Origin of the sequence: Halopolyspora algeriensis, assembly GCF_003337235.1 — a bacterium.
GTDB lineage: Bacteria > Actinomycetota > Actinomycetes > Mycobacteriales > Pseudonocardiaceae > Haloactinomyces > Haloactinomyces algeriensis.
In genome coordinates this window covers 20,973-45,603 of record NZ_QPJC01000014.1, presented here as the reverse complement: position 1 = coordinate 45,603, position 24,631 = coordinate 20,973, and the positions used below count along the sequence as shown (strand labels likewise).

The following is a 24,631-nucleotide window of genomic DNA, read 5'->3' as shown; positions in this document are numbered from 1 at the left end:
CGGGCGGGAGAACCCAGGAGGTCCATCACGTGACGTCGCTGGACGACCAGCCGGAGCAACCGCCGGCGCCACAGCGAACTACACAACAGCAGCTCACGGAACGGCCGGCCTCGGGCTGGGGGCAACCGGAGCGCCGGAAGGTCACGATCGTGGTGGCCGCTGTCGGCCTGCTGCATCTGTTCGGCTGGGGTGCCTACCTGCTGTCGCAGGACTCGTTCACCGCTGCCGGCGGGCTGGCCGGTGTGGGAACCGCCGCCTATCTGCTCGGCCTGCGGCACGGCTTCGACGCCGACCATGTCGCGGTGATCGACGACGCGACCCGGCTGCTGATGCAGCGCGGGCGGCGCCCGGTGTCCACGGGGATGTGGTTCGCGCTGGGACACGCCGGCGTCGTGATGGCCCTCGCGGTGGCGGTCGCCTTCGTCGCCGGATCGGCGGCCCAGGACTGGGCGGAACGGACCGGGATGCACACCGCGCCGATCGTCGATGTGGCCGTGGTGCTCGTGGTCGGCACGCTGGCCGTCCTCAATGGCCTGGTGCTGCGCGACACCGTCCGGCTGCAGCGCCGGGCGCGCCGGGGCGAGGTCGACCACACCGAGATCGAGCAGGTGCTCGGCAGGCGAGGACTGCTCGCGCGGGTGCTGCGAGGGCGGATGCGCCGCTTCGTGAGCCGGTCCTGGCACCTGTTCGGCATTGGGCTGCTGTTCGGTCTGGGTATGCAGACCGCCACCGAGATCACCGTACTCGCCCTGGTCGCTCCGAAGGGCGGTCTGCCCGTGGTGACCGTGCTGAGTCTGCCGCTGTTGTTCGCGGCGGGAATGTGCACGGTCGACAGTGCGGACGGGATGCTCATGTCCCGGGCCTACACCTGGTCGCTGGCCGAACCGCTGCGCAGGGTCCGGGTGAACATCGTCACCACGGCACTGACCGTGGCCCTGGCCGGAGTCATCGCGGTGGTGGTCCTGTCCGGGCTGCTCTCGGAACTCGGAATTTCCGTCGTGGATGGTGTCGCGGCTCTCGGTGACCACTTCGAGCTGCTCGGGTACCTGACGCTCGCGGCGTTCCTGACCGTCTGGGGCGTCGCCGCGCTCCGGGGGAAGCTGTCGGCGAAGAAATACCAGTACGGACCGGAAACCACGTGAACAGACGAGAGCGGCACCCGATCGAAATCGAGTCCTACCGGATCATGCGAGCGAGGGCGGACTTCGCTCATTTCCCCCCGCTGACCCGTGCGGCCGTGGAACGTGTCGTGCACACCACCGCGGACCCGAGCTGGGCAGGGGAGGTCCTCGCCGACGAGGCAGCGCTGCGGGCCGGGCGGCAGGCCCTGCTCAGCGGTGCCGGGCTGATCACCGATGTGCGCATGGTGGCGGCGGGGGTGACAGCGCGGGACTCGCGGATCGGGCTGGAATGCGCCGGAATCTCCGACCTGGCCGCGCGCGAGGGGATGACCCGTTCGGCGGCCGGTATCCGACTCGCGGCCGAGGAGTTCCCCGACGGTGCGGTGTGGGCGATCGGCAACGCGCCCACCGCGCTGGAGGAACTCCTGCGGCTCGCTGCCGCGGGCGCGATGCGCCCGGCGCTGGTGATCGGCGTGCCGGTCGGTTTCGTCGGGGCGGTGGAGTCCAAGGCCGCGCTGCGCCGCAGCGGGCTTCCGGCGCTGAGCACGCTGACCGAGCGGGGCGGCGCGGCGATCGCCGCCGCGGTGGTCAACGCCCTGCTGTACTTCGAACATGATCAGGAATCGGGAGGTATCCGGTGACCGAACAGCCACCACTGCTGGTTGTGGGCCACGGGACAGTGGATGACGGCGGGGTCGCCGAGTTCCGCTCGTTCATCGAACGGCTGCGCGGGCGGATGGCGCCGTCCGGGGTCGAGACATCCGGCGGATTCATCGAGTTGTCCGCCCCCGCGGTCACCGACGTGTGGTCGGAACTGGGGCAGCGGCACCGGCGGATGGTCGCCGTCCCGCTGGTGCTGGTCGCGGCGGGCCACGGCAAGGGCGACATTCCCGCCGCGCTGGAACGAGAGGTCCGGCGCCACCCCGGCACCTCCTACACCTTCGGGCGCCCCCTCGGGCCGCACCCGATCCTGCTGGAGCTGCTCGGCGAGCGCATCGGCGCCGTGGTGCCGAAGGAGGAATGGGCGGAGACCGCCGTGGTGCTCGTCGGGCGTGGCTCCACCGATCCGGACGCGAATTCCGAAGTGTCCAAGGTGTCCCGGCTGTTGCAGGAAACCGGAGGATTCGCCACGGTGGAGACCGCGTTCATCTCGCTGGCGCCGCCGGACGTGCCCACCGGGATCGAGCGGGCACGTCGCCTCGGTGCGACGAAGGTCGTGGTCGCCCCGTACTTCCTGTTCGACGGGGTGCTGCCTCAGCGGGTGGTCCACCAGTCCGAGGAGTACGCCGCGACCGCACCGGGCATCGACGTGCACGTGGCGAGCCATCTCGGCGACTGCGACGCCCTGGCGGACCTGGTGGTGGAGCGCTACCACGAGGCGATGCACGGCGACATCAGGATGAACTGCGACACCTGCGCCTACCGGGTGCTGCTGCCCGGCTTCGAGGACAAACTGGGGGCACCGCAGACACCCCACCACCACCCCGACGACCCGACCGGACACGGTCACGGACATGGGCACGCACATGGCCACTCCCGCTGAACACGACCCGAACCGACACGACCCGAACCGACACGAGCAGGACCGGCACGAGCAGGACCGGCAGGACCCGGAGGAACGGCACTATCTCGCCGGGCTCGATCTGGCGGGTCGCCGCGTGGTGGTCGTCGGGGCGGGCACCGTCGCGCAGCGGCGGCTGCCCCGCCTGGTGGGGGCCGGTGCGGTGGTCGAGGTCGTCGCACCGGAGGCCACCCCCGGCGTCGAGGCGATGGCCGATGCCGGCGACGTCACCTGGACCCGGCGCGGCTACACCGACGGTGACCTCGACGGCGCCTGGTACGCGGTGGCGGCCACCTCGGATGCGCAGGTCAACGCCGCTGTCGGGGCCGAGGCCGAACGCGAGCGGGTGTTTTGCGTGCGTTCCGACGACGCCACCAGGGGCAGCGCGGTCACCCCTGCCGTGGCCGAGCACGAGGGCCTGCTGCTGGGAGTGCTGGCAGGCGGGCGGCCACGTCGGTCGGTTGCGGTCCGCGACGCGATCCTGGAAGCCCTGCACTCCGGTGTCGTCGACGAGCACGCCGAGCCCCCGGCACCCGGCGTGGCGCTCGTCGGCGGGGGTCCGGGGGCTCTCGACCTGATCACGGTGCGGGGGCGGCGGCTGCTGGCCAAGGCCGACGTGGTGGTGACCGATCATCTCGCTCCTCGGGAGCTGCTCGACGAGCTCGGACCCCACGTGCAGGTCGTCGACGCCTCCAAGATCCCGTACGGCCGGGCCGCCAACCAGGAGGTCATCAACAGCACCCTGATCGAGCACGTGCGCGCGGGCCGGTTCGTGGTGCGGCTCAAGGGCGGCGATCCCTACGTGTTCGGCCGCGGTTTCGAAGAGCTGCTCGCCTGCTCCGAGGCCGGGGTGCCGGTGACCGTGGTTCCCGGCATCACCAGTGCGTTCGCGGCGCCGGCCGTGGCCGATGTACCGGTCACGCATCGGGGGGTGGCACACGAGGTCGTCGTCGTGTCCGGACACGTGGCTCCCGGCGACGAGCGCTCCCTGGTGGACTGGCCTGCGCTGGCGCGGCTGCGGGGCAGTCTGGTGCTGCTCATGGCGGTGCAGCGGATGGAGGCCATCGCCGAGGTTCTGCTGGAGCACGGTCGCCCCGCCGACACTCCCGTCGCCGTGGTGCAGGAGGGCACGACCTCCGGTCAGCGAGCGCTGCGCAGCACTCTCGCCTCGGTCGGTGCAGCGATCCGCGCCGAGGGCGTCAAACCGCCCGCCGTGATCGTCGTCGGCCCCGTGGCAGGACTGGCACCGTGATCGGTGCCGTGCGTCCTGTGGCGGCCCACAGGACGCACGGCACCTGCGGTGTCTATGTCCGGTGTGCTCCGCGCTGGGCGTCGCTGCGCCGTCCGCCGCCGTTGCGCGACGCACCCGCACGCCCGCGCGGAGCGCTGCGCGACGCGCCCGAGCCGGACTTGCGACTGGTCTGCGGTTTCGGCTCGGCCACGGCGACTCCGCTGGGCTCACGCGCGCCCGTCAGACGGGCGAGGCCCTCGCCCTGCGGTCGCACCTTCGTGATGGTGGGTGTGATCCCGGCCTTGTCCGCCATGGTGCGGAACGCGCGGCGCTGGTCGTCGGTGACGAGCGTGACGACGGTCCCGGTCGCTCCCGCCCGGGCGGTGCGGCCCGCGCGGTGCAGGTAGTCCTTCGGGTCCGCAGGCGGTTCGACGTGCACGACGAGACTGACGTCGTCGACATGGATCCCGCGCGCGGCCACGTTGGTGGCCACCAGCGCCGTCGTGGTGCCCTGGCGGAACTCGTCGAGGATGCGGGTTCGCGCGTTCTGCGCCTTGCCACCGTGCAGCGCGCCGGCGTGGACGCCGGCCGCCCGCAGCTTCCTGGTCAGCCGGTCGGCGTTGTGCTTGGTGCGCACGAACAGGATCGTGCGACCGTCCCGAGCGGCGATGCGGGTGAGCACGTCGTGCTTGTCCGCGGCGGCGACATCCAGTTGGTGGTGGTCCATGCTGTCCACACTGGCCGCCGAGGGGGTGAGTGAGTGCACGACCGGCTCCGACATGTACTCGCGCACGAGCCTGTCCACGTCACCGTCCAGGGTGGCGGAGAACAGCAGGCGCTGTCCCCCGGTGGGAACGTGGTTCAGTATCTCGCGGATCTGCGGCAGAAAGCCCATGTCGGACATCTGGTCGGCCTCGTCCAACGTGGTGCGTTCCACATCGGAGAGCACGCAGGTGCCCTGACGCACGTGGTCGTTGAGACGTCCGGGGGTGGCCACGACGAGGTCGACACCGCGCCGCAGCGTGTCCGCCTGCCGCGAGAACGACATCCCGCCGACGATCTCGCGGACATACAGGCCCAGGGCCTTGGCCATCGGTTTGAGGGAGTCGGTGACCTGGGTCGCGAGCTCACGAGTGGGGACCAGCACCAGGCCGCGCGGGTGCAGCGGCCGGGTGCTCGTTCCGTGGAGATCGGCCAGCATCGGCAACCCGAAGGCCAGCGTCTTGCCCGATCCGGTCTGAGCGCGGCCCAGCACGTCGGAACCGGCCAGTGCATCGGGGATCGTGGCGGCCTGAATCGGGAACGCTTCGGTCAGGCCGGTCCTGGCGAGCTCACGCACCAGGGCTTTCGGTAATCCGAGCTGGTCGAACGGGGCGGGATCGACGGCGGTCACTCCGACTTCGTCGAAGAGGGTCGGTTTCGGTGCGGCCGGGGTTCGGGGGGAACGGTTGTTGTTGCGGGAGCGCGGCGCGCGGCGCCGGGTATTGCCGCCCTGGGACGCGCGTGAGGGGGACTGGCGGGCGTTCGGGGGACTTGTGGGCACGAAGAAACCTCCGGAGGAGAGTGGCACGTCTCGGGGAGGCTTCGCGGGGACCGCGTGCTGATCACAAGGACGAGCCCGGCGCGGCAACAGCGCCGTTGGATGGGTATGGGCGCACCGGTGCGAACAGGAAAGCCCAGTGCCATGAGATCCGGGCGAAGCAAGCGCAATCGAACAGCGGGCCGATGCGGACACAGTCTATCAACGTGCGGATGGTGACCGGTGATGGCCGGGCCGGAGCAGCACGATGCGGTTGTCGGCGTCCCCGAGGCCGCCTCACGCCTCGACGACGACGCAGAGCCCGTGGTCGCCTTCCCGCTCGACACGCAGCCCGGCCTCTTTGGCCACGGTGAGGACGTCCTCGATGTCTCGTGGCTCGTCCGGAACCTGTGCCAGTGCGCGGGCGAGCCTGCCCTTGTGCGCCTTGTTGTGGTGACTGACCACCTTGCGCGTGCCGTGGGCGTCCTCCGAGAGCACGCGGACGGCGATCGCCCCGGGGATTTTCGCCAGCGCCGCGTACGCGCCCGAACGCAGATCCACGACGGGTCCGTCCACCGCGCCGAGCACGGGTTCCAGCACCGGCCGCCACATGCCGCGCAGCGTTCCGAGCCCCGGCAGGCTGCTGCTGGCCGACAGCCGGTAGGCCGGAATCGCGTCCGTGCCGCGCACCAGACCGAACAGGGCCGAGGCAACGGCCAGCCGCTCGTCCGCCCGGGCGCGTTCCTCGCCGGGCAGGGAGCCGACATCCAGCGCGTCGTAGAGCACACCGGTGTAGCGCTGCAGCGCCGGTGCCGTCGGTGCGTCCCACAGCTCGGCGTTGCGGTGCACCTCCTCCACCTGGCGCTCGGACAGTCCCAGCGCGTCCAGGCTCGCCGGGATGTCGTCGGCCAGTGCCGACAGCGTCTCGAGCAACGTGCGCCGGACCGGAGTCAGCTCCGGCGTGGACAGATGTTCCAGATCCAGCGGCGCTCCCTCGCCGCCTGCGGCCTTGGTTTCCGAAGGGGGTAGCAGAACCAGCACGCCGCCGAGGCTAGAGGAATGGTTCCGAAGGTGTGCGCAGGTGGTCGCCTCCGCCGCCCGGTTCGCTCATCCCGCCCGCACTCGCGCATTGCCGGTGGCCACCGGCAGGGAAGCGAGACCGTGGATGATCGTGGTCGGTCGCCGCGAGACCGGTCCCGCCCGGTGCAGTCCGGGGTACCGGGTGGCCAGGGTGCGAAACACGACCTCGGCTTCCATCCGTGCCAGCGGTGCGCCGAGGCAGTAGTGGATGCCGCTGGAGAACGCCAGGTGGGTGGTGTCGCCGCGCGTGATGTCGAAGCACCCCGGCGCCGAATGCACGGCAGGGTCGCGGCCCGCGGCGGCCAGCAGGACCAGCACCACACTGTCGGTGGGTACAGTCCGGCCCGCGACCTGCACCGGCTCGTGCGGGATCCGCGCGGTGGCCTGCACCGGCGGGTCCCAGCGCAGCGTCTCCTCCACCACGGCCTCGGCGAGTTCGGGCTGCTCGCACAGCCGCTCCCACTGCGCGGGGTGGTTCAGCAGAGCCAGCGTGCCGTTGCCGATCAGGTTGACCGTCGTCTCGAAGCCGGCGACCAGCAGCAGCGTGCACAGCTGCACGAGCTCGCCTGCGGTCAACCGGTCACCGTCCAGACCGGTGAGCAGGTCGCTGACGATGTCGTCGCCCGGTGTCGCCCTGCGCTGTTCGAGCAGTTCGGAAAACATCGTCTCGAGCTCGGCGAACGATCGGCGCAACCGCTGCAGCTGCCGCGGCGAGCGGATCCCGTCCAGGGAGCTGCCCAGGACGGCGCCGTGGTGGGCGAGTTGCTCGGCATCGACGGCGGGCAGGCCGAGCAGGTCACCGATCACCCGTACCGGCAGCGGGGTCGCGAGATCGTCGACGAGGTCGAACGAGCCCCGGTCCGCGGCGGCATCCAGCAGTTCGTGGGTGGTCTGCTCGATGCGCTGCCGATGCTGCGCCAGTTTGCGCGGCCGGAAGGCGGGGGCGGCCAGGCGGCGCAGCCGCGTGTGGTCCGGGGGGTCGAGCTCCAGCAACGACAGGTGCATCCCGGCCGTGGCCGCCAGTGGATCACCCTGGCGGCCGTCACTGGTGCGGACTCCGAACCGGGGGTCGCGCAGGACCGCATCGCAGGTCGTCAGGTCGGACAGCGCCCACAGGCCGAGCCTGCTGCGCACGAGTGGACCTTCGGTGCGGAGTCGTTCGTAAACCGGGTAGGGGTCGTCGCGCCACGGTGCGTGCAGCAGCCGCGCGATCGGGTCGCCGCGCCATGCGAAGGTCCGGGTCGCGATCCCGCCCGCGAGCATGCGCAGGCGCAGGCCCCATTCGGTGAGCACGGGAAGTTCCGGAAGGGCCTGCTGTTCCCGGGCAGCTCCTGTGGCCATGACCGTTCCCTCCACCGTCGCCGTATCGCCGGGTGGTTGCGTGCTGTCGCCGCGAGCACACCGTACGAAAGCACCGGCCGCAAGGGCCGGCCGTGTGAGCGCAGCGAGCCGAAGGAGAATCCGCTGGCAGGCAGCCCGAGCGGGATCGCTACGCTTTTGTTGCGTCGAAGCCCGTTGCTTCGAAGCAACGAACATCGACGCGACCAGGCGAGGCGGCAGACAAGGAGCGAGCAGCCGTGATCACGAGGATGTCGACGTTGTTCCTGCGTACCCTGCGCGAGGATCCGGCCGACGCCGAGGTGCCGAGCCACAAGCTCCTCGTGCGCGCCGGGTACGTGCGCCGCGTCGCTCCGGGGATCTACTCCTGGCTGCCGCTGGGACTTCGGGTGCTGCGCAACATCGAGCGGATCGTGCGCGAGGAGATGGACGCCATCGGCGCGCAGGAGATCCATCTCCCGGCGTTGCTGCCCAAGGAGCCCTACGAGCAGACCAACCGCTGGACCGAGTACGGCCCGAACATGTTCCGGCTCAAAGACCGCAAGGGCGGTGACTACCTGCTCGGTCCGACGCACGAGGAGCTGTTCGCCCAGACCGTCAAGGGCGAGTACAACTCCTACCGGGACTTTCCGGTCATCCTGTACCAGATCCAGACGAAGTATCGCGACGAGGAGCGGCCCCGGGCCGGAATCCTGCGGGGTCGCGAGTTCGTCATGAAGGACTCGTACTCCTTCGACCTCGACGACGAGGGGCTCGGCGAGTCCTACCGACGGCATCGCGAGGCCTACATCCGCCTGTTCGACCGCGTGGGGCTGCGCTACGTCATCGTCGCCGCGGAGTCCGGTGCGATGGGCGGTTCGGCCTCCGAGGAGTTCCTCGCCGAGAGCACCACCGGTGAGGACACCTTCGTGCGCAGCACCGAGTCGGGTTTCGCGGCCAATGTCGAGGCCGTGGTGACTCCGGCGCCGGAGCCGAAGCCGATCGAGGACCTGCCCGCCGCCGAGGTGCACCACACCCCGGACACCCCGACCATCGAGACGCTGGTGGACTTTCTCAACGCCTCCGAGATGGGGCGGACGTTCACCGCTGCCGACACGTTGAAGAACGTGCTGGTCAAGACCCGGCAGCCGGGTACCCGGGAATGGGAGCTGCTGGGAGTGGGCGTGCCCGGCGACCGTGAGGTCGACATCAAGCGGCTCGAGGCGGCGCTGGGGCCGGCCGAGGTGGCCCTGCTGGAGGAGGCCGACTTCGCGGACAACCCGTTCCTGGCCAAGGGCTACATCGGCCCGAAGTCGCTGCAGGACAACGGGGTGCGCTACCTCGTCGACCCGCGCGTGGTGACCGGTACCGCCTGGGTCACCGGCGCCGACAAGACCGACCACCACGTGGTCGATCTCGTGTGCGGTCGCGATTTCACCCCGGACGGCACCGTCGAGGCCGCCGATGTCCGCGAGGGCGACCCGTCGCCGGACGGGCAGGGCACTCTGGAGGCCGCGCGCGGCATCGAGATCGGTCACATCTTCCAGCTCGGCCGCAAGTACACCGACGCGATCTCGTTGGACGCGCTCGGCCAGGACGGCAAGCCCCAGCGGGTCACGATGGGGTCCTACGGGGTTGGTGTCTCCCGGCTGATCGCCGCCATCGCCGAGCAGAGCCACGACGAGCTGGGGTTGTGCTGGCCGCGCGAGGTCGCTCCCGCCGACGTGCACGTGGTGATCGCGGGCAAGGACGACAGTGTCCGGGACGGTGCCGAGCGGATCGCCGCCGAACTGGACGAGGCGGGGGTGCGGGTGATCCTCGACGACCGGGGCGTTTCACCCGGGGTGAAGTTCGCCGATGCCGAGCTCGTGGGCGTGCCGACGATCCTGGTGGTCGGCAAGGGGCTGGCCAAGGGAGTCGTGGAGGTCAAGGACCGCGCCACCGGCGAGCGCACCGAGGTCGCCGCCGACTCCGCGGTGGGCCACCTCGTCGGCCTCGTGCGGGGTTGATCACGAGTCACGGTGCCTTCCCCGCGGGTGTTCGGAGCGCGGGGCGAGAAAGTTCTCCGGTCGTATTCCCGGGAAGGCGATCCGGAGCGACAATCGAGGAGTAGTCCGTGTTGACGCACACCTGGGGAGGGGGCGTCATGACTACTTCCACGATCCCGAAATGGCATCTCGAGGGCGACTGGTTCGATGCGTGCAAGTGCGCGATCCCGTGCCCCTGCTCGTTCGCCCGGCCACCGACCTACGGTGACTGCGACGGTGTCCTCGTGTGGCACGTCCGCGAGGGCACCTACGGGGACACTCGGCTGGATGGTTTGAACGTCGTCATGCTCGGCTCCTTCGTCGGCAACGTGTGGAGCGGCGAGCACACCGACCCCTACGCCGCCGTCTTCTTCGATGAGCGGGCCGACGACGATCAGCGTGTGGCACTGCAGACGGTCTTCGGTGGTGGTGCCGGGGGCTGGCCCGCCCGATTCGGCGAGATGTTCCACCCCGAGATGCGGGGCATGGAGTACGCCCCCATCGAAGTGTCGATCGACGAGAATCTCGCCGAGTGGAGTGTGCGAATCCCGGGCAAGGCGGAGGCCACGGTCGAGGCGCTGACCGGCCCGACCATCGCGGAAGGCGAGCGGGTGCAGGTGCACAACCTGCCGGGCGCCGAGGTGGGGCCGGGGCAGGGGCCCTCGACCTGGGGCGAGGCCACCACGAACCGGGCCGACTCCTTCGGTTTCCGCTGGGATCGTTCCGGCTACTCCAGCAAGCTCATCCCGTTCGACTGGTCCGGACCGGACGGATCGTGACCCGTCCGGTGGGGGCTCGCGGCATCCCGTCACCGCGTACCTGGTCGAGAGTGGAGGTGTTGCTGGCCGGGATCCTGCTCGTGCTGGCGGCGGTGTCCTGGCTGCTCACCAACAGCCTGGCCATGCCCGACATGCGGGCGGGGATCCTCACCGGGCTGCAGCCGATGCGGCTGCAGCCACTGGTGTCGGTGAGTGGGCTCGGCCTGTTCCTGGGCACCTGGACCGTGATGATGGCGGCGATGATGCTGCCCGGCATCGCCCCGTTCACGGTGGGGATCAGTCGGCTGATGGGGGCGCGTGCCGGGCACGGCATCCTGCCCATGCTGACGATGGGCTACCTGCTCGTGTGGGGGGCGGCCGGGGTGTTCGGCTACCTCGTCGCGCGCGGTTTCGACGCTCTCGCCGTGGGCGGTGGCGCGACCGGAGTGCGTGCGGGAGCCGCCGTGCTGCTCGCCGCGGGTACCTACCAGTTCACCCCGCTCAAGCGGTGGTGCCTGGTGCGCTGCCGCTCACCGCTGGCACTGGTGGTCCGGTACGCGGACCTGGCCGCGCGGAGTCGGCCGGGAGCGCTGCTGGTCGGTGCCCGCCACGGCGGGTACTGCCTCGGCTGCTGCTGGGCTCTGATGGTGGTCCTGCTGGCAGCGGGAATGATGAGCCTGGTCTGGATGGCGGTGATCGCCGCGGTGATCACGGTGGAGAAGGTTCTTCCCCGCGGCGAGATGTTCGGTCATGTGGTCGGCGTACTGCTGGCCGGCCTCGGTGCGGTCCTGCTGATCGCCCCCGGGCTGGTGATGGTGTAGGACCGCGCCCGGCGAACCGGTCCGCTTCTTCGGTGCTGCGTTCGCCGCTTCTCCTTCGCGGTCTCGGCGGGGCCTTTCATTCCACGTTGACACCCAGCTGCGGCTGGCCCGCCCCCCTCGCCGAAGACCTCCGCCGCCCCTGGGAGAGCGCCGCCAGGCCCGGGCGACTCTGCCCAGCCCGCGTACGGCGAGGGTTTCGCAACATCCGACCAACGACCGCCTTTGCCGGCCAGCGCACCGAAACCCTCACGAGCAGGACCAGGACGAAAACGAGGATCGAAAAACGTCCACTGCGCCACCCGCCATGACCCAGGCAAAACGATCAAAACGGACACGACGCCCAACGCAAGGAAGAAACAAGCAACTTAAACAACAAGCTCAGCTTCCGCAGTGATAGCGGCATGCGGCGATGCGGATCTCGTCCTCGTCGACCTTGTAGACGAGGCGGTGCTCGTCGGTGATCCGACGTGACCAGTAGCCGTGGAAGCCGTGCTTGAGGGGTTCGGGTTTGCCGATCCCCTCGTTGCCGTTGCGCTGCACGTCCTTGATCAGTGTGTTGATCCGTTTGAGGGTCTTGCGGTCCTGGGTCTGCCACCGGACGTAGTCGTCCCAGGCGTTTTCGTCCCAGACCAGCTTCATTCGGTGAGGTCCCGCTCGGTGCCTCCGCCGTGCTCGAGTCGATCGATCGAGGCCAGCAGTCGCCGGGCGTTCTCGGGGCTCTTGAGCAGGTATGCGGTCTCTTTCAGTGCTTCGTAGTCCTCGAGCGCGACCATGACCACCGGGTCGTGACCGGCGCGGGTGATCACGACCTCTTCGCGGTCGTCGACGACCGCGTCGAGAGTCTCGGCGTACCTCGCGCGCGACTCGGAATACGACATCGTCTTCATGGCCTACCTCCTCAGGTATGTACAAAAAATTGTACGTCTACTGCTTCAAAGGAGGCAAATGCCTTCTCGGGGGCGAGTTCGCAGACGTCGAACCGGTGGGTGTTCCGACGATCACGGTGTCGGTGCCTCCCGGCATGCTGCGGCGCGTGAACGAGTCGATGAGGATCCGGCAGCACCTGTCCGATACCGAGGTCACCGAGGATGTTCGCCGCGCTCTGACCGACTGTTGGGTGGCCGTGACGAATGCCGGTGGAGCGGCGGGCTTCCCGTTCCCACCTGTCGACGACGATGATGTGGCCCCGGCTCTGGAACGCCTCGTCGACGAACTCCACGCCGACCGCTGCCGTCTGCTGACCGTTGTGGACGCTCGAGGACTGCTCGGCTGGCTTGTGCTCCGGCGCAGCAGCGATCCACTGATCACACACTGGGGCTCGCTGCATCACGTGCAGAGCCATCCGGACTGCCGGGGTGAGGGCGTCGGATCGCTCCTGATGCACCACGCTCGCGAGATCGCGCGGGACGAGATGAAAGTGGAGCAGCTGCACCTTGCCGCGCGTGCGGAAGTGGGATTGGAAACCTTCTACGGGCGCCTTGGCCGGCGCGAGATCGGCCGTTGGCCGGGAGCGCTTCGGTTGGCGCCGGGTGACGACCGGGACGAGATCCTCATGCACCTCGAGCCGCTGTGATCGCAAGGCTCGAGCGCCTCACACGGGCTCGGGAATTCCGCCGCACCCGGCAGGGACTCAACCCGCCAGGAAACTCAACCGCACACGGCGGCTGGTGTTGTCGGTGTTGGTGTCGACCAGACACACCGACTGCCAGGTGCCCAGCGCCATCCGGCCGTCGAGCACCGGGATCGAGGCGTACGGCGGCACCAGAGCGGGCAGGACGTGGTCGCGTCCGTGACCGGGTGAACCGTGCCGGTGCCGCCACCGGTTGTCGGCGGGCAGCAGGTCGCGCAGAGCGCCCAGCAGGTCCTCGTCGCTGCCCGCGCCGGTCTCGATGATCGCCAGCCCGGCCGTGGCGTGGGGGACCCATACGTGCAGCAGGCCGTCGCCCGTGCCGATCTCGCCGAGGAAACGCTCGCACTCGGCGTTGAGATCGCGAACGACCTCGCTCGAACCGGTCCTGATCTCGATTTCCGAACTCTGCATACCTCCACACTAGCCAGGTGCGTCGTTCGGACGGGGAGATGCCGACGTGCGGCGAGCGGCGAGAACACGGACGGCCGGCAGGCAGCACCCCGGGGCTCTCGGCGTCCGCTCGGCCGGCCGCATCGGTCGGATCGGTGATGTCCTGTGGCGTTGGGTGGTGTAGAGAACGTGGCATACCGGCAACCCTGCAGGCATGGACCGCTCGCGGGGTCATCCCGAGGAGTGACCTCCGGCTTGTGTTCGCGCGGGCGGTCGAGCTTGCCGGGATATCCGGCAGGCCGTGCACAGCACGTGACCGCACAAGACAACTCTGCCGGTCCGGGGCTTTCGCGTGCCGAGAGCGCGCGCCCGTGTCCGACCACGATCGATTTCCGGGGGTGGAATCGTGGAGGCACACAATCCCTACTACCGGGCCTACCTCAGCCTGTGCAGGATGCGCGAGGAATTGACCGACACGCTGGAAAGAACTCCGGATGCGACGGAAGCCGAACGGCTGCATGCCGGGTTGGGCGAGATCCGGTCCAGGCTGAGATTGCTGGAATCCCGTGCGGCCGGTCTCCGCGAATCCACGGTCACCGAGTCGGCGGGTCGTCCTCGCCGGGCTGTCGGCGAGCTCGAGCAGGACGCAGCCGGGTGACCGTGGCGGGCGGTCTCCGCGCTGCCGTGCGGATCAAGAGGCGGACTTCCGGGCGGGAACCCGGGAAGGAGGATCCTCCCGGAAGGCGAACGCGCTTTCCTGCGCCGCAGCGAGGAGCATGGAACACTGGGCGGACAGCGTCGTCGCTGCAAGCAGGAATCATGGCAGGACATGCTCGGTGCCGGAGTGCTTCTGCCGATGCCGAGCACACCTTGCCGCCCGCCCTCGTCCTCGCCGGAGGGGCCTGTGCGAGGGATGCCGCCAGGCGTCCGCTTTCGATCGATGTGGCAGCCGGTGCGCGGCCATGGCCCGGCCCCATGGCCGTGGTTTCACCGGGCCGGATGCGTTTTCGCAGGCACGGAGAGAGCCCGATGATGAACCGATGACCGAGACGTGGGAGACACAGCGCGGGGCGCTCGAGTTGCTGTCGATGGTCGTCATCGGCACCGGAGTACCGCTGGCAGGGGAGTCGACGGCCCTGCAGGTCATCTGGCTTCTCGCGCTTGTCGTCGCGGCCTTCGTGGCACGGCGCCAGCTCGGGCAGGCTTCGCCCGCGCCGCATTGACGAACGAGTCCCGGCGCCCTCTGCGGTCCCCGGATCAGGGAGCACCCCGCAGCGCTCGTGCGGTGGGCCCCGCTGTTGCTCCCGTCGTCGGTTGCGGCCGGCCGCGAGTCCGTCGATCAGAGCGTCCCGATCGCTGATCACGGTGCTGCCACTGTGCGCGGACTGCGCACGCTGTTCGGCCGGCGCATCGGTAGGTTGATCGGTATGCGCGAGGCCTTCGGTGCGAGATTCGACGTGGCTCCCGGCTACCTCGACACGGCGAGTATCGGTATCCCACCGGAGCAGGCCACGACGGCCGTGGCCGAGTCGGTGCGGCGGTGGAGCCGGGGTCTGGACAAAGCCTCGGACTTCGACGTTTCCGTGGCCACGGCCAGGGCGATGTTCGCCCGGCTGATCGGTGTGCCCGCTGGGCGCGTCGCGAGCGGTGCCACGGTCTCGCAGCTGGTCGGGCTGGTCGCGGCCGGGGTGCCGGACGGTGCCCGTGTGCTTGTGGCCGAGCAGGAGTTCACCAGCGTGACGTTCCCGTTCGCCGCACAGGCCGAGCGCGGTGTTCGGGTCACCGAAGCCGAGTTGACCGAACTTGCCGAGCGGGCGGGGGAGTACGACGTGGTCGCGGTCAGCGTCGTGCAGTCCCGTGACGGGCGCGTGGTGGATCTGGAGGGGCTGCGCCGGGTGGCGCGCGTGCACGGAACGCGGGTCCTGCTGGATGTCAGCCAGGCGGCGGGATGGATGCCGCTGCACCTGGACTGGGCCGATTGGGTGGTCGGTGCCGGGTACAAGTGGCTGCTTTCGCCACGGGGTGCGGCCTGGCTCGCGGTGCATCCCGCAGCCGGGGACTCGATCCGGCCGCACAGCGCGAACTGGTATGCGGGGCAGGACCCGTGGGAGAGCGTCTACGGGTTGCCGCTGCGCCTGGCCGCTGATGCCCGCGCCCTGGATCTGTCGCCTGCGTGGTTCGCCCAGGTCGGTGCGGCCGTGGCGTTGAGCCGGCTCGCTGAACTCGACATGGCGGCCGTGTCACGGCACTGCGTGGGGCTGGCGGATGCGTTTCGCGAAGAGCTCGGCATGCCGCCCGCGGGATCGGCGATCGTGGCCGTCGATGCCGCCGGGGCGGCGTCGAAACTGGCCGAGGCGGGAGTGCGGTGCTCGACCAGGGCCGGCCGGGCTCGGTTGGCGTTCCATCTGCACAACACCGACGAGGACGTCGCTCTTGCCGTGCGCGCGCTGCGAGCGGCATGAAGGTGATCGTCACCGATGTGGTGTTCTCCCGCATTGCGGTACCCGATACCGTAGGTGCTCGTGTCGGATCGCCAAGGTCCCCCCGAACGGATGACAGGATCGTTGGGAAATGTCGAACGCGGTGACACCGCGCCACTGAATGCTGCTCGAAATGCCCCCCGGGGGAACGATCAGAAGCCGGAACCCGGCGCCGACGTTCCGCCGGATGCCCGGCAGCGGACCCGTCCTACGTTTCCGCCGCCTCCACAGGGAGCCATGGCCAACGTTGCCGGTGGTTCCCCGCCCGCGATGCCGCCGTATCCGAGCAACCCGCCGGCCGGGCAGGCGCCCTCGGGCCCGCCTTCGGGGCCGCCCCGAGGGCCGTCCGAGCCGCCGCGGGAGGGCCGGAGCGGTTCACGAGGCGGGATCACGCCGACGGGGTGGCTCCTGCGCGGCCTCGGGCTGTGCGCGGTGTCGGTGGTTTCCGGCCTGCTCTGGCTCGTGATCAAGCCGGATGCCTCCTCGAACGGTGTCTCCGAGAACCGCGACCAAGCCTCGAAGGGCGTGTACGCGTTCGAGCAGTACTCGCGGGAAGAAGGACCCCATTGCCAGGAGTTCTCGACCGACGAGATCGCCGAGTACTTCTCCGAGCATCCGTGCGGGCACCTCACTCGCGCGCTCTACACGACCGCCCTGCCCAATGGAGAGCGCGTGCTGACCTCGGTGGTCACCGCCCTGATGCCGAACGAGGCCAGTGCGGCGCAACTGGAGAAGCTGACCACCAGGAACGGCACCGGCAACATCGAGGACCTCGTCTCGGCCGGGCGTCCCATGCCCGACGACTTTCCCGAACTCGACGGTGACCGCGGCTATGCCTCACAGCAGCAGGGCCGGTTGGTCGTCATCGGCGAGTCGGCCTACTTCGCGAACCCGGATCACGACGACGCGCGGTTGAAGAAGGTCACCACCGACGCACTGCGCCTCGGCTGGCCCCAGGACAAAGCACCGGAGTAGCAGGCAGAACGACCGCACCAAGGGGCGCGGATCGGTGCGGTCCAACTACTCGATGTGCCGAATCCCGGAGTCGAGGCGGCGTGGAGAGTTCCGCCACCGCACTGCTGCGCAAATCCTTGAAGCGCTCTCCATCACGGTCGGCCGGGGAAGGGCAGGGCAGCCGGCTGCTCCCCGATGGTGATGCGCCAGCGCGTGGCTTGCGTGGCGGTCGTGGTGAGCCCGTCGAGGGCGTGCTGCCGGATCCGGGAGATCTTGGTCGTTTCCAGTACCGAACGCCAGCCGGTCGCACAGTCACTTTCGGCGGTGATCAGCAGGCGGATCGCCGAGTTCCGGTCGGTGACCGGTTGCGGCGGCGAGTAGGCGGGTTGGGCGACCGGTGGTTCGACTCCGGCCTCCCGCAGCAGCTGTTCCGTCCTCTCGCGGAAGCGCCGATGGTTGCTCGCTGCTTCCGCGACCGCGGATTCCGCCTGCGCCTCGTCGACGAAGGCTCCGGCCAGGCCGTACACCCACACGGCGGCGTGTTCCGCACCCAGCGCCCGACGCAACGCGGTCGAGGCCTGCTCGGACAGTGGCAGTGTGCTCACGCCAGGACCTCCAGCAGACTCGCACAGCTCGCCGCGAGCGAACCGGTCAGGCCGGCGCGGTGCGGGGGCATCCCGGGAACCAGGTCGGCAGCCTGCCGCTGTGCCTCGCGCAGTGCCTGCTTCAGCGCCGCCGCGGCCTCGTCGGCCTCCTGCGGTGCGGGCGGTGCGGGAGTGGGGGGTATCGAGGTGGTCGTTTCCGCTGTCTGCGGGTTCACCCGATCGATTTCCTGCCGGAGAGCGCGGGCATGGTCGGAGCGGACTGCCTCGACCGCGGCCGTCTCCTCGGCGAGATCGGGATGTGCCTGCTGGATGGCGCGCGCCAGGGCCGCGTCGGAGCGCGCACGCTCGGCGACGGCCTCCAGCGGGTCCGGCTCCTCGGGTTGCGAGAAAGCCGTGCATCCGGCGGTGAGCGCGGCCGTGACGGGGAGCAGTGCGGCCGTGCGCAGTATGGCCCGGCGCCCGAGAGGCGTACCGTCCTGCGGGGGAGATTCCACGGGGCCTCATCCTGCCAGCTTGCTCGTGGCCGCCGTCCTCGCCCGGTGCCCGTGCCCGGATCCGTGCCACTGCGGTTGTGCACCACGCCCGTGTGATCGGTGCGGTACGGCGAGCGGGGGCCGTGGCGCGCCGGGATGCGGGTGGACGCGATACGCTGGAGAGCCCACGACCGGCATGGTGCAGCGCCGGCCGTGGGGTCGCGCTGTCCTGCCGACCGGTTCGGTGCCTCGGCAGGAGGGGCTGGGATGCCGCGCGGTGTCCCGCTGCACCCGAACTGACGACCGGACGAACCTCGGGAGTGCCAACGTGTCCAGCCCGCCGCGTAACGAGGTCGTCGCGCGCCTGGAGCCCACTGTCGCCGACACCGTGGCGACCCTGGGTTTCGACCTCGAAGAGCTCGATGTGCAACAGGCCGGGCGCCGCCGCCTGGTCAAGGTGGTCATCGATGCCGATGACGGGGTCGGCCTCGACGACATCACCGACGTGAGCCATGCCGTTTCCGACGTGCTGGACACGCACGAGCACGTGCTCGCCGGTTCTTACACCCTGGAGGTGACCTCGCCGGGGGTGGATCGTCCGCTGACCAAAGTGCGCCACTGGCGCCGTGCGCGCAACCGTCTGGCCAAGCTCCGGCTGACCGACGGTAGTGAGCTGACGGCCCGCGTCGGGGATGCCGAGGACGGCACGGTGGTGGTTCTGGCCGGTGGCCGGATCCGGCAGCTTGCCTATCGGGACATCGAGCATGCGGTGGTGGAGGTGGAGTTCCAGCAGCCACCGGCGAAAGAACTGGCCGAGCTCGACCGGGCTGCGGACGCCGTCGGTCGCCATGACGACGACGGGGAAGACACGGAGGACTCGAGGTGAACGTCGATATCGCCGCGCTGCGGGCGATTGAACGCGACAAGGACATTCCATTCGAAACCGTTCTGCAGGCGATCGAATCCGCGTTGCTCACTGCGTACCGGCACACCGAGGGGCATCAGCCGCACGCCCGGGTGGAAGTCGATCGCAGGACCGGCATCGTGCGTGTGATCGCGCACAACCTGACCGCGGACGGTGAGGTCGCCGAGGAATGGGACGACACGCCGGAGGGCTTCGGCCGGATCGCGGCGACGACCGCACGGCAGGTGATCCTGCAGCGCCTCCGTGATGCCGAGCACGAGAAGACCTTCGGGGAGTTCTCCACGAAGGAGGGCGAGATCCTCGGTGGTGTCATCCAACGCGACGCCAAGGCCAACTCGCGTGGCATGGTCGTGGTGCAGGTCGGTGAGAGCGAGGGTGTGATCCCGGCGGCCGAGCAGGTTCCGGGGGAGCGGTACGAGCACGGTACGCGGATCAAGTGCTATGTCGTAGGGGTCTCGCGCAGTGTGCGCGGGCCTCAAATCACCTTCTCCCGGACGCACCCCAATCTGGTGCGGCGGCTGTTCGCGCTGGAGGTTCCCGAGATCGCCGACGGGACGGTGGAGATCCCCGCCGTGGCCCGTGAGGCCGGTCACCGGTCCAAGATCGCGGTGCATTCGACGATCAGCGGCGTCAACGCCAAGGGTGCCTGCATCGGCCCGATGGGGGCACGGGTGCGCAACGTGATGAGCGAACTGGGCGGGGAGAAGATCGACATCATCGACTTTTCCGAGGACCCGGGCACCTTCGTGGGCAACGCCCTCTCGCCGGCCAAGGTGGTCTCGGTGGAGGTGGTCGATGAGCAGGCCAAGACCGCACGGGTGATCGTGCCGGATTTCCAGCTCTCTCTTGCGATCGGCAAGGAGGGGCAGAACGCTCGTCTCGCGGCCCGATTGACCGGTTGGCGGATCGACATCCGCAGCGATGCCGATCCCAGCTCGCCGGCCACGACGGCCGGACATCCCGGTGCCCAGCCGCCCACTGCAGTGGGATGGGAACCCGCTGTCGACGATCTGCCTGCCGTGGGGTCGACGGAATAACGATCCGATGTCTCGGGTTCCGGTTGACGGGTCCATGACCGCCGGCCGGAGCCGGCGGTCACCGTCGAAAGCAGCGGACCGGACCGTGGTCACGGCCTGCTTCGACGGCAAGGCGACCTGTTTCGGTTCGGCGGCAACGGCGAGTTAGAATCACAGGTGGCCCGACGTAAGGGGGACGAGAATCCGCACACGGTCCGTTGGTGCTCATGGTGTTCGCCACGAGCCCATCCGCACGTGTGTCGGTTGTCGGACCCGGGCGTGGGCCTCCGAGCTGCTACGTGTGGTGGCCGAGGACGGTCGCGTGGCCGTCCCCGATCCTCGACGCAGGCACTCGGGCCGGGGTGCGTGGGTGCACCCCGATCCGGCGTGTTTGCGTCAGGCCGAGCGGCGTCGGGCGTTCCCTCGGGCGCTTCGCGTCCCCGGGCGGCTCGACACATCGGCGGTGCAAGCTCACGTGGAGCACGTGGCTCACGAGGTGACCGGTGCGGAACCCCCCGCATTCGGCAGTTGAAGGAAGCAGGTCGACCCGTCATGAATCAGCCGTGAAGCTGACGCCATGAACGCGCACCGGCAATAGGACGAGGTCGAGCGGGTCTGCCGCCCGACCTCACCAGATGAGGAGAGCAGTGGCAGGCAAGGCCCGCGTGCACGAGCTCGCCAAAGAGCTCGGCGTCACAAGCAAGGAAGTACTCAACAAACTCGCCGATCAAGGCGAGTATGTGAAGTCTGCGTCGTCCACCGTGGAAGCGCCGGTGGCGCGCAGGCTCCGTGATGCGTTCCCGAAGGCGGACGCGTCGCAACAGGGCGAGACCAACGGCAGGCAGGCACAGGACCGGGGCACGCAGTCGGCGCCGTCCGCCTCAGCGCAGGCAAGTGATTCCGCTGCGGGCACCGCGGCCGAGTCCGGCCCGAAGCAGTCCGACTCCGGGCGCCCGAAGCCGGGCCCCAGGCCCGGGCCGAAGCCGGGCCCTCGTCCCGCGGCGAAGCCCGAACCGCAGCAGTCGGCCGCGGAGTCTTCTCCGGCCGCGGAGTCTTCTCCGGCCGCGGAGGCTTCCCCGGTCGCGGAGACTCCCTCGTCCGAGCAGGCTCCCGCGGCTCGTTCCCAGGGGCAGGCTTCCGGAACGGAGACATCCTCGACCGGGCGTCCGGCTGTACCGAAACCGGGCCCCAAGCCGGGACCGAAGCCGGGCCCCAAGCAGGGCTCGCAGTCCGGAACGGACGGGGACGGCTCCGTTGTGCCGCCGAAGCCCCAGGCCCCCAAGCCGGGACCGCGCTCCCCGCGTGCGGGTAACAACCCGTTCGGCGTGGGCAGTGGCGCGCCTCAGCAGCGCACTCCGGGTGGCAAGCAGGGCGGCCCCGGTGGTGGCGGGCAGCGCTCGGGTCCCGGTCGTGGACAGGGACAGCGTCCGGACCGCCAGGGCGGCCAGCGTCCCGACCGTCAGGGTGGTGGCCAGCAGGGTGCCGGTACGGCTCCGGCCGCCGATTCCACGTCGGGTGGCGACGGTGGCAACCGTCCGAATCCCGGCATGATGCCGCCACGCCCGAACCCCGGCATGATGCCGTCGAAGCCGGCGGGTCCCGGTGGTGGCGGTAAGCCCGGCAACAAGCCAGGCGGTGGCAAGCCCGGCGGTGGCAAGCCCGGCAACAAGCCCGGTGGCGGAGCCGGCGGTGGCCGGGGCGGTGGCCCCGGCGGCGGCGGTGGCGGCGCCCCGGGTGGTGCGCCTCCCGGCGGCGGTTTCCGTGGCCGTCCCGGTGGCGGTGGCCGTCCCGGCGGTGGCCGTGGTGGCACGGCAGGTGCCTTCGGTCGTCCCGGTGGTCCGGCGCGTCGGGGCCGCAAGTCGAAGCGGCAGAAGCGCCAGGAGTACATGGACAACATGCAGGCGCCGTCGGTGGGCGGTGTCCGTCTGCCGCGCGGGGGCGGCGAAGCCGTGCGCCTGCGCCGTGGCGCCTCGCTGACCGACTTCGCCGAGAAGATCAACGCCAACCCGGCCTCGCTGGTACAGGCGATGTTCCATCTCGGTGAGATGGTCACCGCGACCCAGTCCGTCTCCGACGAGGTGCTGGAACTGCTCGGCCAGGAGATGAACTACAAGGTCGAGATGGTCAGCCCCGAGGACGAGGACCGGGAGCTGCTGGAGTCCTTCGACCTCAGCTTCGGTGACCCGGACAGTTCCGAGGAGCAGTTGTCCTCCCGCCCGCCGGTGGTGACCGTGATGGGTCACGTCGATCACGGTAAGACCCGGCTGCTGGACACGATCCGCAAGGCCAACGTCCAGGAGGGCGAGGCCGGTGGTATCACCCAGCACATCGGTGCCTACCAGGTCCAAACCGAGCTGGAAGGCAAGCAGCGGCCGGTGACCTTCATCGACACCCCCGGTCACGAGGCGTTCACCGCCATGCGTGCCCGCGGGGCGAAGTCGACCGACATCGCGGTGCTGGTCGTGGCCGCCGACGACGGCGTGATGCCGCAGACGGTGGAGGCGATCAACCACGCGCAGGCTGCGGAAGTGCCGATCGTGGTCGCGATCAACAAGATCGATGTCGAGGGTGCGAACCCGGACAAGATCCGTCAGCAGCTCACCGAGTACAGCCTGGTCGCCGAGGAGTTCGGCGGCGAGACCATGTTCGTGGAGATCTCGGCCAAACAGGGGCACAACATCGAGGGCCTCCTGGAGGCGATCCTGCTGACGGCCGACGCCACTCTCGATCTCCGGGCGAACCCGAAGATGGAGGCCCAGGGTGTGGCCATCGAGGCACACCTCGACCGGGGCCGCGGTCCCGTGGCCACGGTGCTGGTGCAGCGCGGCACGTTGCGGGTCGGCGATTCCGTGGTCGCCGGTGGTGCGCACGGCCGGGTGCGGCGGATGATCAACGAGCACGACCAGGACGTCACGGAAGCGAATCCGTCCCGTCCTGTCCAGGTCATCGGGTTCACCTCGGTACCGGGTGCCGGTGACACGTTCCTCGTGGTCAACGAGGATCGGGTCGCGCGGCAGATCGCCGATCGGCGTGCCGCTCGCATCCGGGAGGCCCAGAACGCGGCCCAGCGCAAGCGCGTCAGCCTCGAGGACCTGGACAAGGTGCTCAAGGAGACCAACCAGCTCAACCTGATCATCAAGGGTGACAACTCGGGTACCGTCGAGGCTCTCGAGGAGTCGCTGAACAAGATCGAGGTCGGTGACGAGGTCGAGCTCCGCGTCATCCACCGCGGCGTCGGCGGTATCAACGAGAGCGACATCAATCTCGCCACCGCCGAGAACACCATCGTGCTGGGCTTCAATGTCCGTGCCGAGGGCAAGGCGGCCGAGGTCGCCAACCGCGAGGGCGTGGAGATCCGGTACTACTCGGTGATCTACCGGGCGATCGAGGACATCGAGCAGGCCCTCAAGGGCATGCTCAAGCCCGAGTACGAGGAGGTCGAACTCGGCAGGGCCGAGGTCCGCGAGGTCTTCAAGTCCTCGAAGGTCGGCACCATCGCCGGTTGCATGGTGCAGTCCGGCATCGTGCGCCGTAACGCCAAGGCCCGGCTGTTGCGGGACAACGTCGTGGTCGTCGAGAACCTCAGCGTCAGTTCGCTGAAGCGGTTCAAGGACGACGCCACCGAGGTCCGCGACGGTTTCGAGTGTGGTCTGACCCTGGGGTCGTACTCCGACCTCAAGGTCGACGACATCATCGAGACCTACGAGATGCGAGAGAAGCCGCGCATCTGAGTCGTGCCTCGTCGGGGCTCGGGTCGCCCAGTGGCCCGAGCCCCGCCGGGCGGACTCGCCTCCCGCGGTGAGGTGACGCCATGTATGTCGGCGCGCTGGAATTGGACGTACTGCTCGGGGACGTTCGTTCTCTGAAGCAAAAGCGCGGTCTCGTGCGGCCGTTGGTGGCCGAGCTGCGGCGGCGATTCGAGGTGGCGGCGGCGGAAGCCGGCGATCCCGAGCTCTATCGCAGGGCACTGATCGGGGTGTCGGTGGTTTCCGGCGATGCTGCGCATGTGCGTGAGGTGCTCGACTCGTGTGAGCGCACGGTCGCCGCACACCCGGAGCTGGAACTGTTGTCCGCCCGGCAGCGAATGCTGGGTCCGGAGGATTGACTCGCGCCCGTATCGGGCTGTGATCGACGGAGGAGGTGCGCCGTGGCTGATACGGCGCGCGCCCGCAGGCTTGCCAAGAGGATCGCTCAGATCGTGGCCTCCGGGCTGGAGTACGAGGTCAAAGACCCGAGGTTGGCGATGGTGACCATCACCGATGCTCGTCTGACATCCGACCTGCGGGACGCGACGGTGTATTACACCGTCTTCGGTGACGACGCCGACTACGATTCCACGGCCGCCGCGCTGGCCAGTGCCACCGGTGTACTGCGGACACGGGTCGGGCAGCAGACGGGAGTCCGGTTCACGCCGACGTTGACGTTCGTCGCCGACACCGTCCCCGGTGATGTACGGCGTCTCGACGAGGTGCTCGCCCAGGCCAAGGAAGCCGATGCGGAGGTGGCTCGGCTGGCTTCCACGGCCGCGCCCGCCGGGGAGGCCGATCCCTACCGCACGGCGGAGCCGGGCACCGAGGGCGGTGCCGAGCCGGCCGACGACACCGATTCGGAGACGGTCTCCGAGGAGGATGTACGGCGCGGGCCGGATGGTGGTTGAATCCTGCCGCCTGCCGGATGCGCCGAACCCGGGTTGCCGATCCGGGGAGGAGTACCGGTTGTGCTG

The 24,631-nt window shown here is 69.6% G+C and carries 26 protein-coding genes and 1 pseudogene; 19 read left to right on the top strand and 8 right to left on the bottom strand.

The window, feature by feature from the left end:
* Nucleotides 1-29: 29 nt before the first annotated feature.
* The 4 genes from DFQ14_RS18410 to cobA are packed head-to-tail and all read left to right on the top strand — an operon-like array spanning nucleotide 30 to nucleotide 3,934.
* Entirely contained in the window at nucleotides 30-1,142 is a 1,113-nt protein-coding gene (locus tag DFQ14_RS18410; protein WP_246195492.1) for a HoxN/HupN/NixA family nickel/cobalt transporter, read from the top strand.
* On the top strand, nucleotides 1,139-1,762 hold the full coding sequence (locus DFQ14_RS18405; protein ID WP_257233764.1) for a precorrin-8X methylmutase: 624 nt from the start codon (nucleotides 1,139-1,141) through the stop codon (nucleotides 1,760-1,762). The genes DFQ14_RS18410 and DFQ14_RS18405 overlap by 4 nt, the downstream gene beginning before the upstream one ends.
* Nucleotides 1,759-2,664 (top strand): sirohydrochlorin chelatase, encoded by a 906-nt coding sequence (locus tag DFQ14_RS18400; protein ID WP_114454563.1) that lies wholly within the window; start codon nucleotides 1,759-1,761, stop codon nucleotides 2,662-2,664. The genes DFQ14_RS18405 and DFQ14_RS18400 overlap by 4 nt, the downstream gene beginning before the upstream one ends.
* Nucleotides 2,636-3,934: a uroporphyrinogen-III C-methyltransferase gene (cobA, locus tag DFQ14_RS18395; protein ID WP_246195491.1), complete on the top strand. Its 1,299-nt coding sequence runs from the start codon at nucleotides 2,636-2,638 to the stop codon at nucleotides 3,932-3,934. The genes DFQ14_RS18400 and cobA overlap by 29 nt, the downstream gene beginning before the upstream one ends.
* Before the next feature lie 52 nt (nucleotides 3,935-3,986).
* Here the strand turns inward: cobA and DFQ14_RS18390 are convergent, their stop codons facing one another.
* The 3 genes from DFQ14_RS18390 to DFQ14_RS18380 all read right to left on the bottom strand — a co-directional run bounded on the left by DFQ14_RS18390 (nucleotide 3,987) and on the right by DFQ14_RS18380 (nucleotide 7,853).
* Nucleotides 3,987-5,456, bottom strand: a complete 1,470-nt coding sequence (locus DFQ14_RS18390) for a DEAD/DEAH box helicase (protein WP_114454633.1) — start codon at nucleotides 5,454-5,456, stop codon at nucleotides 3,987-3,989.
* A 273-nt stretch (nucleotides 5,457-5,729) separates the two neighbouring features.
* Entirely contained in the window at nucleotides 5,730-6,473 is a 744-nt protein-coding gene (gene yaaA / locus DFQ14_RS18385; RefSeq protein ID WP_114454562.1) for a peroxide stress protein YaaA, read from the bottom strand.
* A gap of 66 nt (nucleotides 6,474-6,539) precedes the next feature.
* Complete coding sequence (locus tag DFQ14_RS18380) at nucleotides 6,540-7,853, bottom strand: cytochrome P450 (protein WP_114454561.1); 1,314 nt, start codon at nucleotides 7,851-7,853, stop codon at nucleotides 6,540-6,542.
* Between the two features lie 236 nt (nucleotides 7,854-8,089).
* On the opposite strand from DFQ14_RS18380, the gene DFQ14_RS18375 reads away from it, so the two are divergent.
* From DFQ14_RS18375 to DFQ14_RS22450, 4 genes and pseudogenes are all read left to right on the top strand, one after another.
* Nucleotides 8,090-9,838 (top strand): proline--tRNA ligase, encoded by a 1,749-nt coding sequence (locus tag DFQ14_RS18375; RefSeq protein ID WP_114454560.1) that lies wholly within the window; start codon nucleotides 8,090-8,092, stop codon nucleotides 9,836-9,838.
* Nucleotides 9,839-9,975: 137 nt separating this feature from the next.
* Entirely contained in the window at nucleotides 9,976-10,635 is a 660-nt protein-coding gene (locus DFQ14_RS18370; protein WP_114454632.1) for a DUF1326 domain-containing protein, read from the top strand.
* Nucleotides 10,632-11,435, top strand: coding sequence for a DUF2182 domain-containing protein (locus DFQ14_RS18365; protein WP_114454559.1), 804 nt, complete (start codon nucleotides 10,632-10,634; stop codon nucleotides 11,433-11,435). Before DFQ14_RS18370 ends, DFQ14_RS18365 begins: the two co-directional genes overlap by 4 nt.
* 91 nt (nucleotides 11,436-11,526) lie before the next feature.
* Nucleotides 11,527-11,804, top strand: a pseudogene (locus tag DFQ14_RS22450) (NF041680 family putative transposase); the annotation flags it as partial.
* Between the two features lie 9 nt (nucleotides 11,805-11,813).
* On the opposite strand, the gene DFQ14_RS18355 reads toward DFQ14_RS22450, so the two are convergent.
* Nucleotides 11,814-12,074, bottom strand: coding sequence for a Txe/YoeB family addiction module toxin (locus DFQ14_RS18355; protein ID WP_114454558.1), 261 nt, complete (start codon nucleotides 12,072-12,074; stop codon nucleotides 11,814-11,816).
* Complete coding sequence (locus DFQ14_RS18350) at nucleotides 12,071-12,322, bottom strand: type II toxin-antitoxin system Phd/YefM family antitoxin (RefSeq protein WP_114454557.1); 252 nt, start codon at nucleotides 12,320-12,322, stop codon at nucleotides 12,071-12,073. The genes DFQ14_RS18355 and DFQ14_RS18350 overlap by 4 nt, the downstream gene beginning before the upstream one ends.
* A 146-nt stretch (nucleotides 12,323-12,468) precedes the next feature.
* Here DFQ14_RS18350 and DFQ14_RS18345 point away from each other — a divergent pair, with 146 nt between their 5' ends.
* Nucleotides 12,469-13,008: a GNAT family N-acetyltransferase gene (locus DFQ14_RS18345; RefSeq protein WP_338072631.1), complete on the top strand. Its 540-nt coding sequence runs from the start codon at nucleotides 12,469-12,471 to the stop codon at nucleotides 13,006-13,008.
* Between the two features lie 57 nt (nucleotides 13,009-13,065).
* Here DFQ14_RS18345 and DFQ14_RS18340 read toward each other — a convergent pair whose 3' ends face one another.
* Complete coding sequence (locus DFQ14_RS18340; RefSeq protein WP_114454556.1) at nucleotides 13,066-13,476, bottom strand: secondary thiamine-phosphate synthase enzyme YjbQ; 411 nt, start codon at nucleotides 13,474-13,476, stop codon at nucleotides 13,066-13,068.
* Nucleotides 13,477-13,861: 385 nt separating this feature from the next.
* Between DFQ14_RS18340 and DFQ14_RS18335 the strand changes: the two genes are divergently transcribed.
* The 4 genes from DFQ14_RS18335 (at nucleotide 13,862) to DFQ14_RS18320 (ending at nucleotide 16,910) form a co-directional block, all read left to right on the top strand.
* On the top strand, nucleotides 13,862-14,113 hold the full coding sequence (locus tag DFQ14_RS18335) for a hypothetical protein (protein WP_114454555.1): 252 nt from the start codon (nucleotides 13,862-13,864) through the stop codon (nucleotides 14,111-14,113).
* A 382-nt stretch (nucleotides 14,114-14,495) separates the two neighbouring features.
* The gene (locus tag DFQ14_RS18330) at nucleotides 14,496-14,678 is read left to right on the top strand and encodes a hypothetical protein (protein ID WP_114454554.1); all 183 of its coding nucleotides are present in this window, start codon (nucleotides 14,496-14,498) and stop codon (nucleotides 14,676-14,678) included.
* Nucleotides 14,679-14,882: 204 nt separating this feature from the next.
* On the top strand, nucleotides 14,883-15,917 hold the full coding sequence (locus tag DFQ14_RS18325; protein ID WP_114454630.1) for an aminotransferase class V-fold PLP-dependent enzyme: 1,035 nt from the start codon (nucleotides 14,883-14,885) through the stop codon (nucleotides 15,915-15,917).
* Between the two features lie 255 nt (nucleotides 15,918-16,172).
* Complete coding sequence (locus DFQ14_RS18320) at nucleotides 16,173-16,910, top strand: hypothetical protein (protein ID WP_246195490.1); 738 nt, start codon at nucleotides 16,173-16,175, stop codon at nucleotides 16,908-16,910.
* A 131-nt stretch (nucleotides 16,911-17,041) separates the two neighbouring features.
* Here the strand turns inward: DFQ14_RS18320 and DFQ14_RS18315 are convergent, their stop codons facing one another.
* Nucleotides 17,042-17,494 carry a ferritin-like domain-containing protein gene (locus DFQ14_RS18315; RefSeq protein ID WP_114454553.1) on the bottom strand — a complete coding sequence of 151 codons (453 nt, stop codon included), beginning with the start codon at nucleotides 17,492-17,494 and terminating at the stop codon, nucleotides 17,042-17,044.
* Nucleotides 17,491-17,988, bottom strand: coding sequence for a hypothetical protein (locus DFQ14_RS18310; RefSeq protein ID WP_114454552.1), 498 nt, complete (start codon nucleotides 17,986-17,988; stop codon nucleotides 17,491-17,493). Before DFQ14_RS18310 ends, DFQ14_RS18315 begins: the two co-directional genes overlap by 4 nt.
* A 307-nt stretch (nucleotides 17,989-18,295) precedes the next feature.
* Here DFQ14_RS18310 and rimP point away from each other — a divergent pair, with 307 nt between their 5' ends.
* The 6 genes from rimP to rbfA all read left to right on the top strand — a co-directional run bounded on the left by rimP (nucleotide 18,296) and on the right by rbfA (nucleotide 24,565).
* Nucleotides 18,296-18,853 (top strand): ribosome maturation factor RimP, encoded by a 558-nt coding sequence (rimP, locus tag DFQ14_RS18305; RefSeq protein WP_114454628.1) that lies wholly within the window; start codon nucleotides 18,296-18,298, stop codon nucleotides 18,851-18,853.
* The gene (gene nusA / locus DFQ14_RS18300) at nucleotides 18,850-19,929 is read left to right on the top strand and encodes a transcription termination factor NusA (protein ID WP_114454551.1); all 1,080 of its coding nucleotides are present in this window, start codon (nucleotides 18,850-18,852) and stop codon (nucleotides 19,927-19,929) included. The genes rimP and nusA overlap by 4 nt, the downstream gene beginning before the upstream one ends.
* A gap of 181 nt (nucleotides 19,930-20,110) precedes the next feature.
* A complete protein-coding gene (locus DFQ14_RS18295; protein WP_114454550.1) occupies nucleotides 20,111-20,440 on the top strand; it encodes a YlxR family protein in 330 nt (109 codons plus the stop codon).
* Nucleotides 20,441-20,555: 115 nt separating this feature from the next.
* Nucleotides 20,556-23,639 (top strand): translation initiation factor IF-2, encoded by a 3,084-nt coding sequence (gene infB / locus DFQ14_RS18290; protein WP_114454549.1) that lies wholly within the window; start codon nucleotides 20,556-20,558, stop codon nucleotides 23,637-23,639.
* 80 nt (nucleotides 23,640-23,719) lie between these two features.
* A complete protein-coding gene (locus DFQ14_RS18285) occupies nucleotides 23,720-24,013 on the top strand; it encodes a DUF503 domain-containing protein (RefSeq protein WP_114454548.1) in 294 nt (97 codons plus the stop codon).
* Between the two features lie 42 nt (nucleotides 24,014-24,055).
* Nucleotides 24,056-24,565 (top strand): 30S ribosome-binding factor RbfA, encoded by a 510-nt coding sequence (gene rbfA / locus DFQ14_RS18280; protein ID WP_114454547.1) that lies wholly within the window; start codon nucleotides 24,056-24,058, stop codon nucleotides 24,563-24,565.
* Nucleotides 24,566-24,631 lie beyond the last annotated feature (66 nt).

Excerpts from the sequence above, each read along its gene's own strand:
- DFQ14_RS18355 (WP_114454558.1), bottom strand. The coding sequence starts at position 12,074 with ATGAAGCTGGTCTGGGACGAAAACGCCTGGGACGACTACGTCCGGTGG.
- DFQ14_RS18340 (WP_114454556.1), bottom strand. The coding sequence starts at position 13,476 with ATGCAGAGTTCGGAAATCGAGATCAGGACCGGTTCGAGCGAGGTCGTT.
- DFQ14_RS18330 (WP_114454554.1), top strand. The coding sequence starts at position 14,496 with ATGACCGAGACGTGGGAGACACAGCGCGGGGCGCTCGAGTTGCTGTCG.
- DFQ14_RS18380 (WP_114454561.1), bottom strand. The coding sequence starts at position 7,853 with ATGGCCACAGGAGCTGCCCGGGAACAGCAGGCCCTTCCGGAACTTCCC.
- DFQ14_RS18285 (WP_114454548.1), top strand. The coding sequence starts at position 23,720 with ATGTATGTCGGCGCGCTGGAATTGGACGTACTGCTCGGGGACGTTCGT.
- DFQ14_RS18325 (WP_114454630.1), top strand. The coding sequence starts at position 14,883 with ATGCGCGAGGCCTTCGGTGCGAGATTCGACGTGGCTCCCGGCTACCTC.
- DFQ14_RS18320 (WP_246195490.1), top strand. The coding sequence starts at position 16,173 with ATGGCCAACGTTGCCGGTGGTTCCCCGCCCGCGATGCCGCCGTATCCG.
- cobA (WP_246195491.1), top strand. The coding sequence starts at position 2,636 with ATGGGCACGCACATGGCCACTCCCGCTGAACACGACCCGAACCGACAC.
- DFQ14_RS18370 (WP_114454632.1), top strand. The coding sequence starts at position 9,976 with ATGACTACTTCCACGATCCCGAAATGGCATCTCGAGGGCGACTGGTTC.
- DFQ14_RS18350 (WP_114454557.1), bottom strand. The coding sequence starts at position 12,322 with ATGAAGACGATGTCGTATTCCGAGTCGCGCGCGAGGTACGCCGAGACT.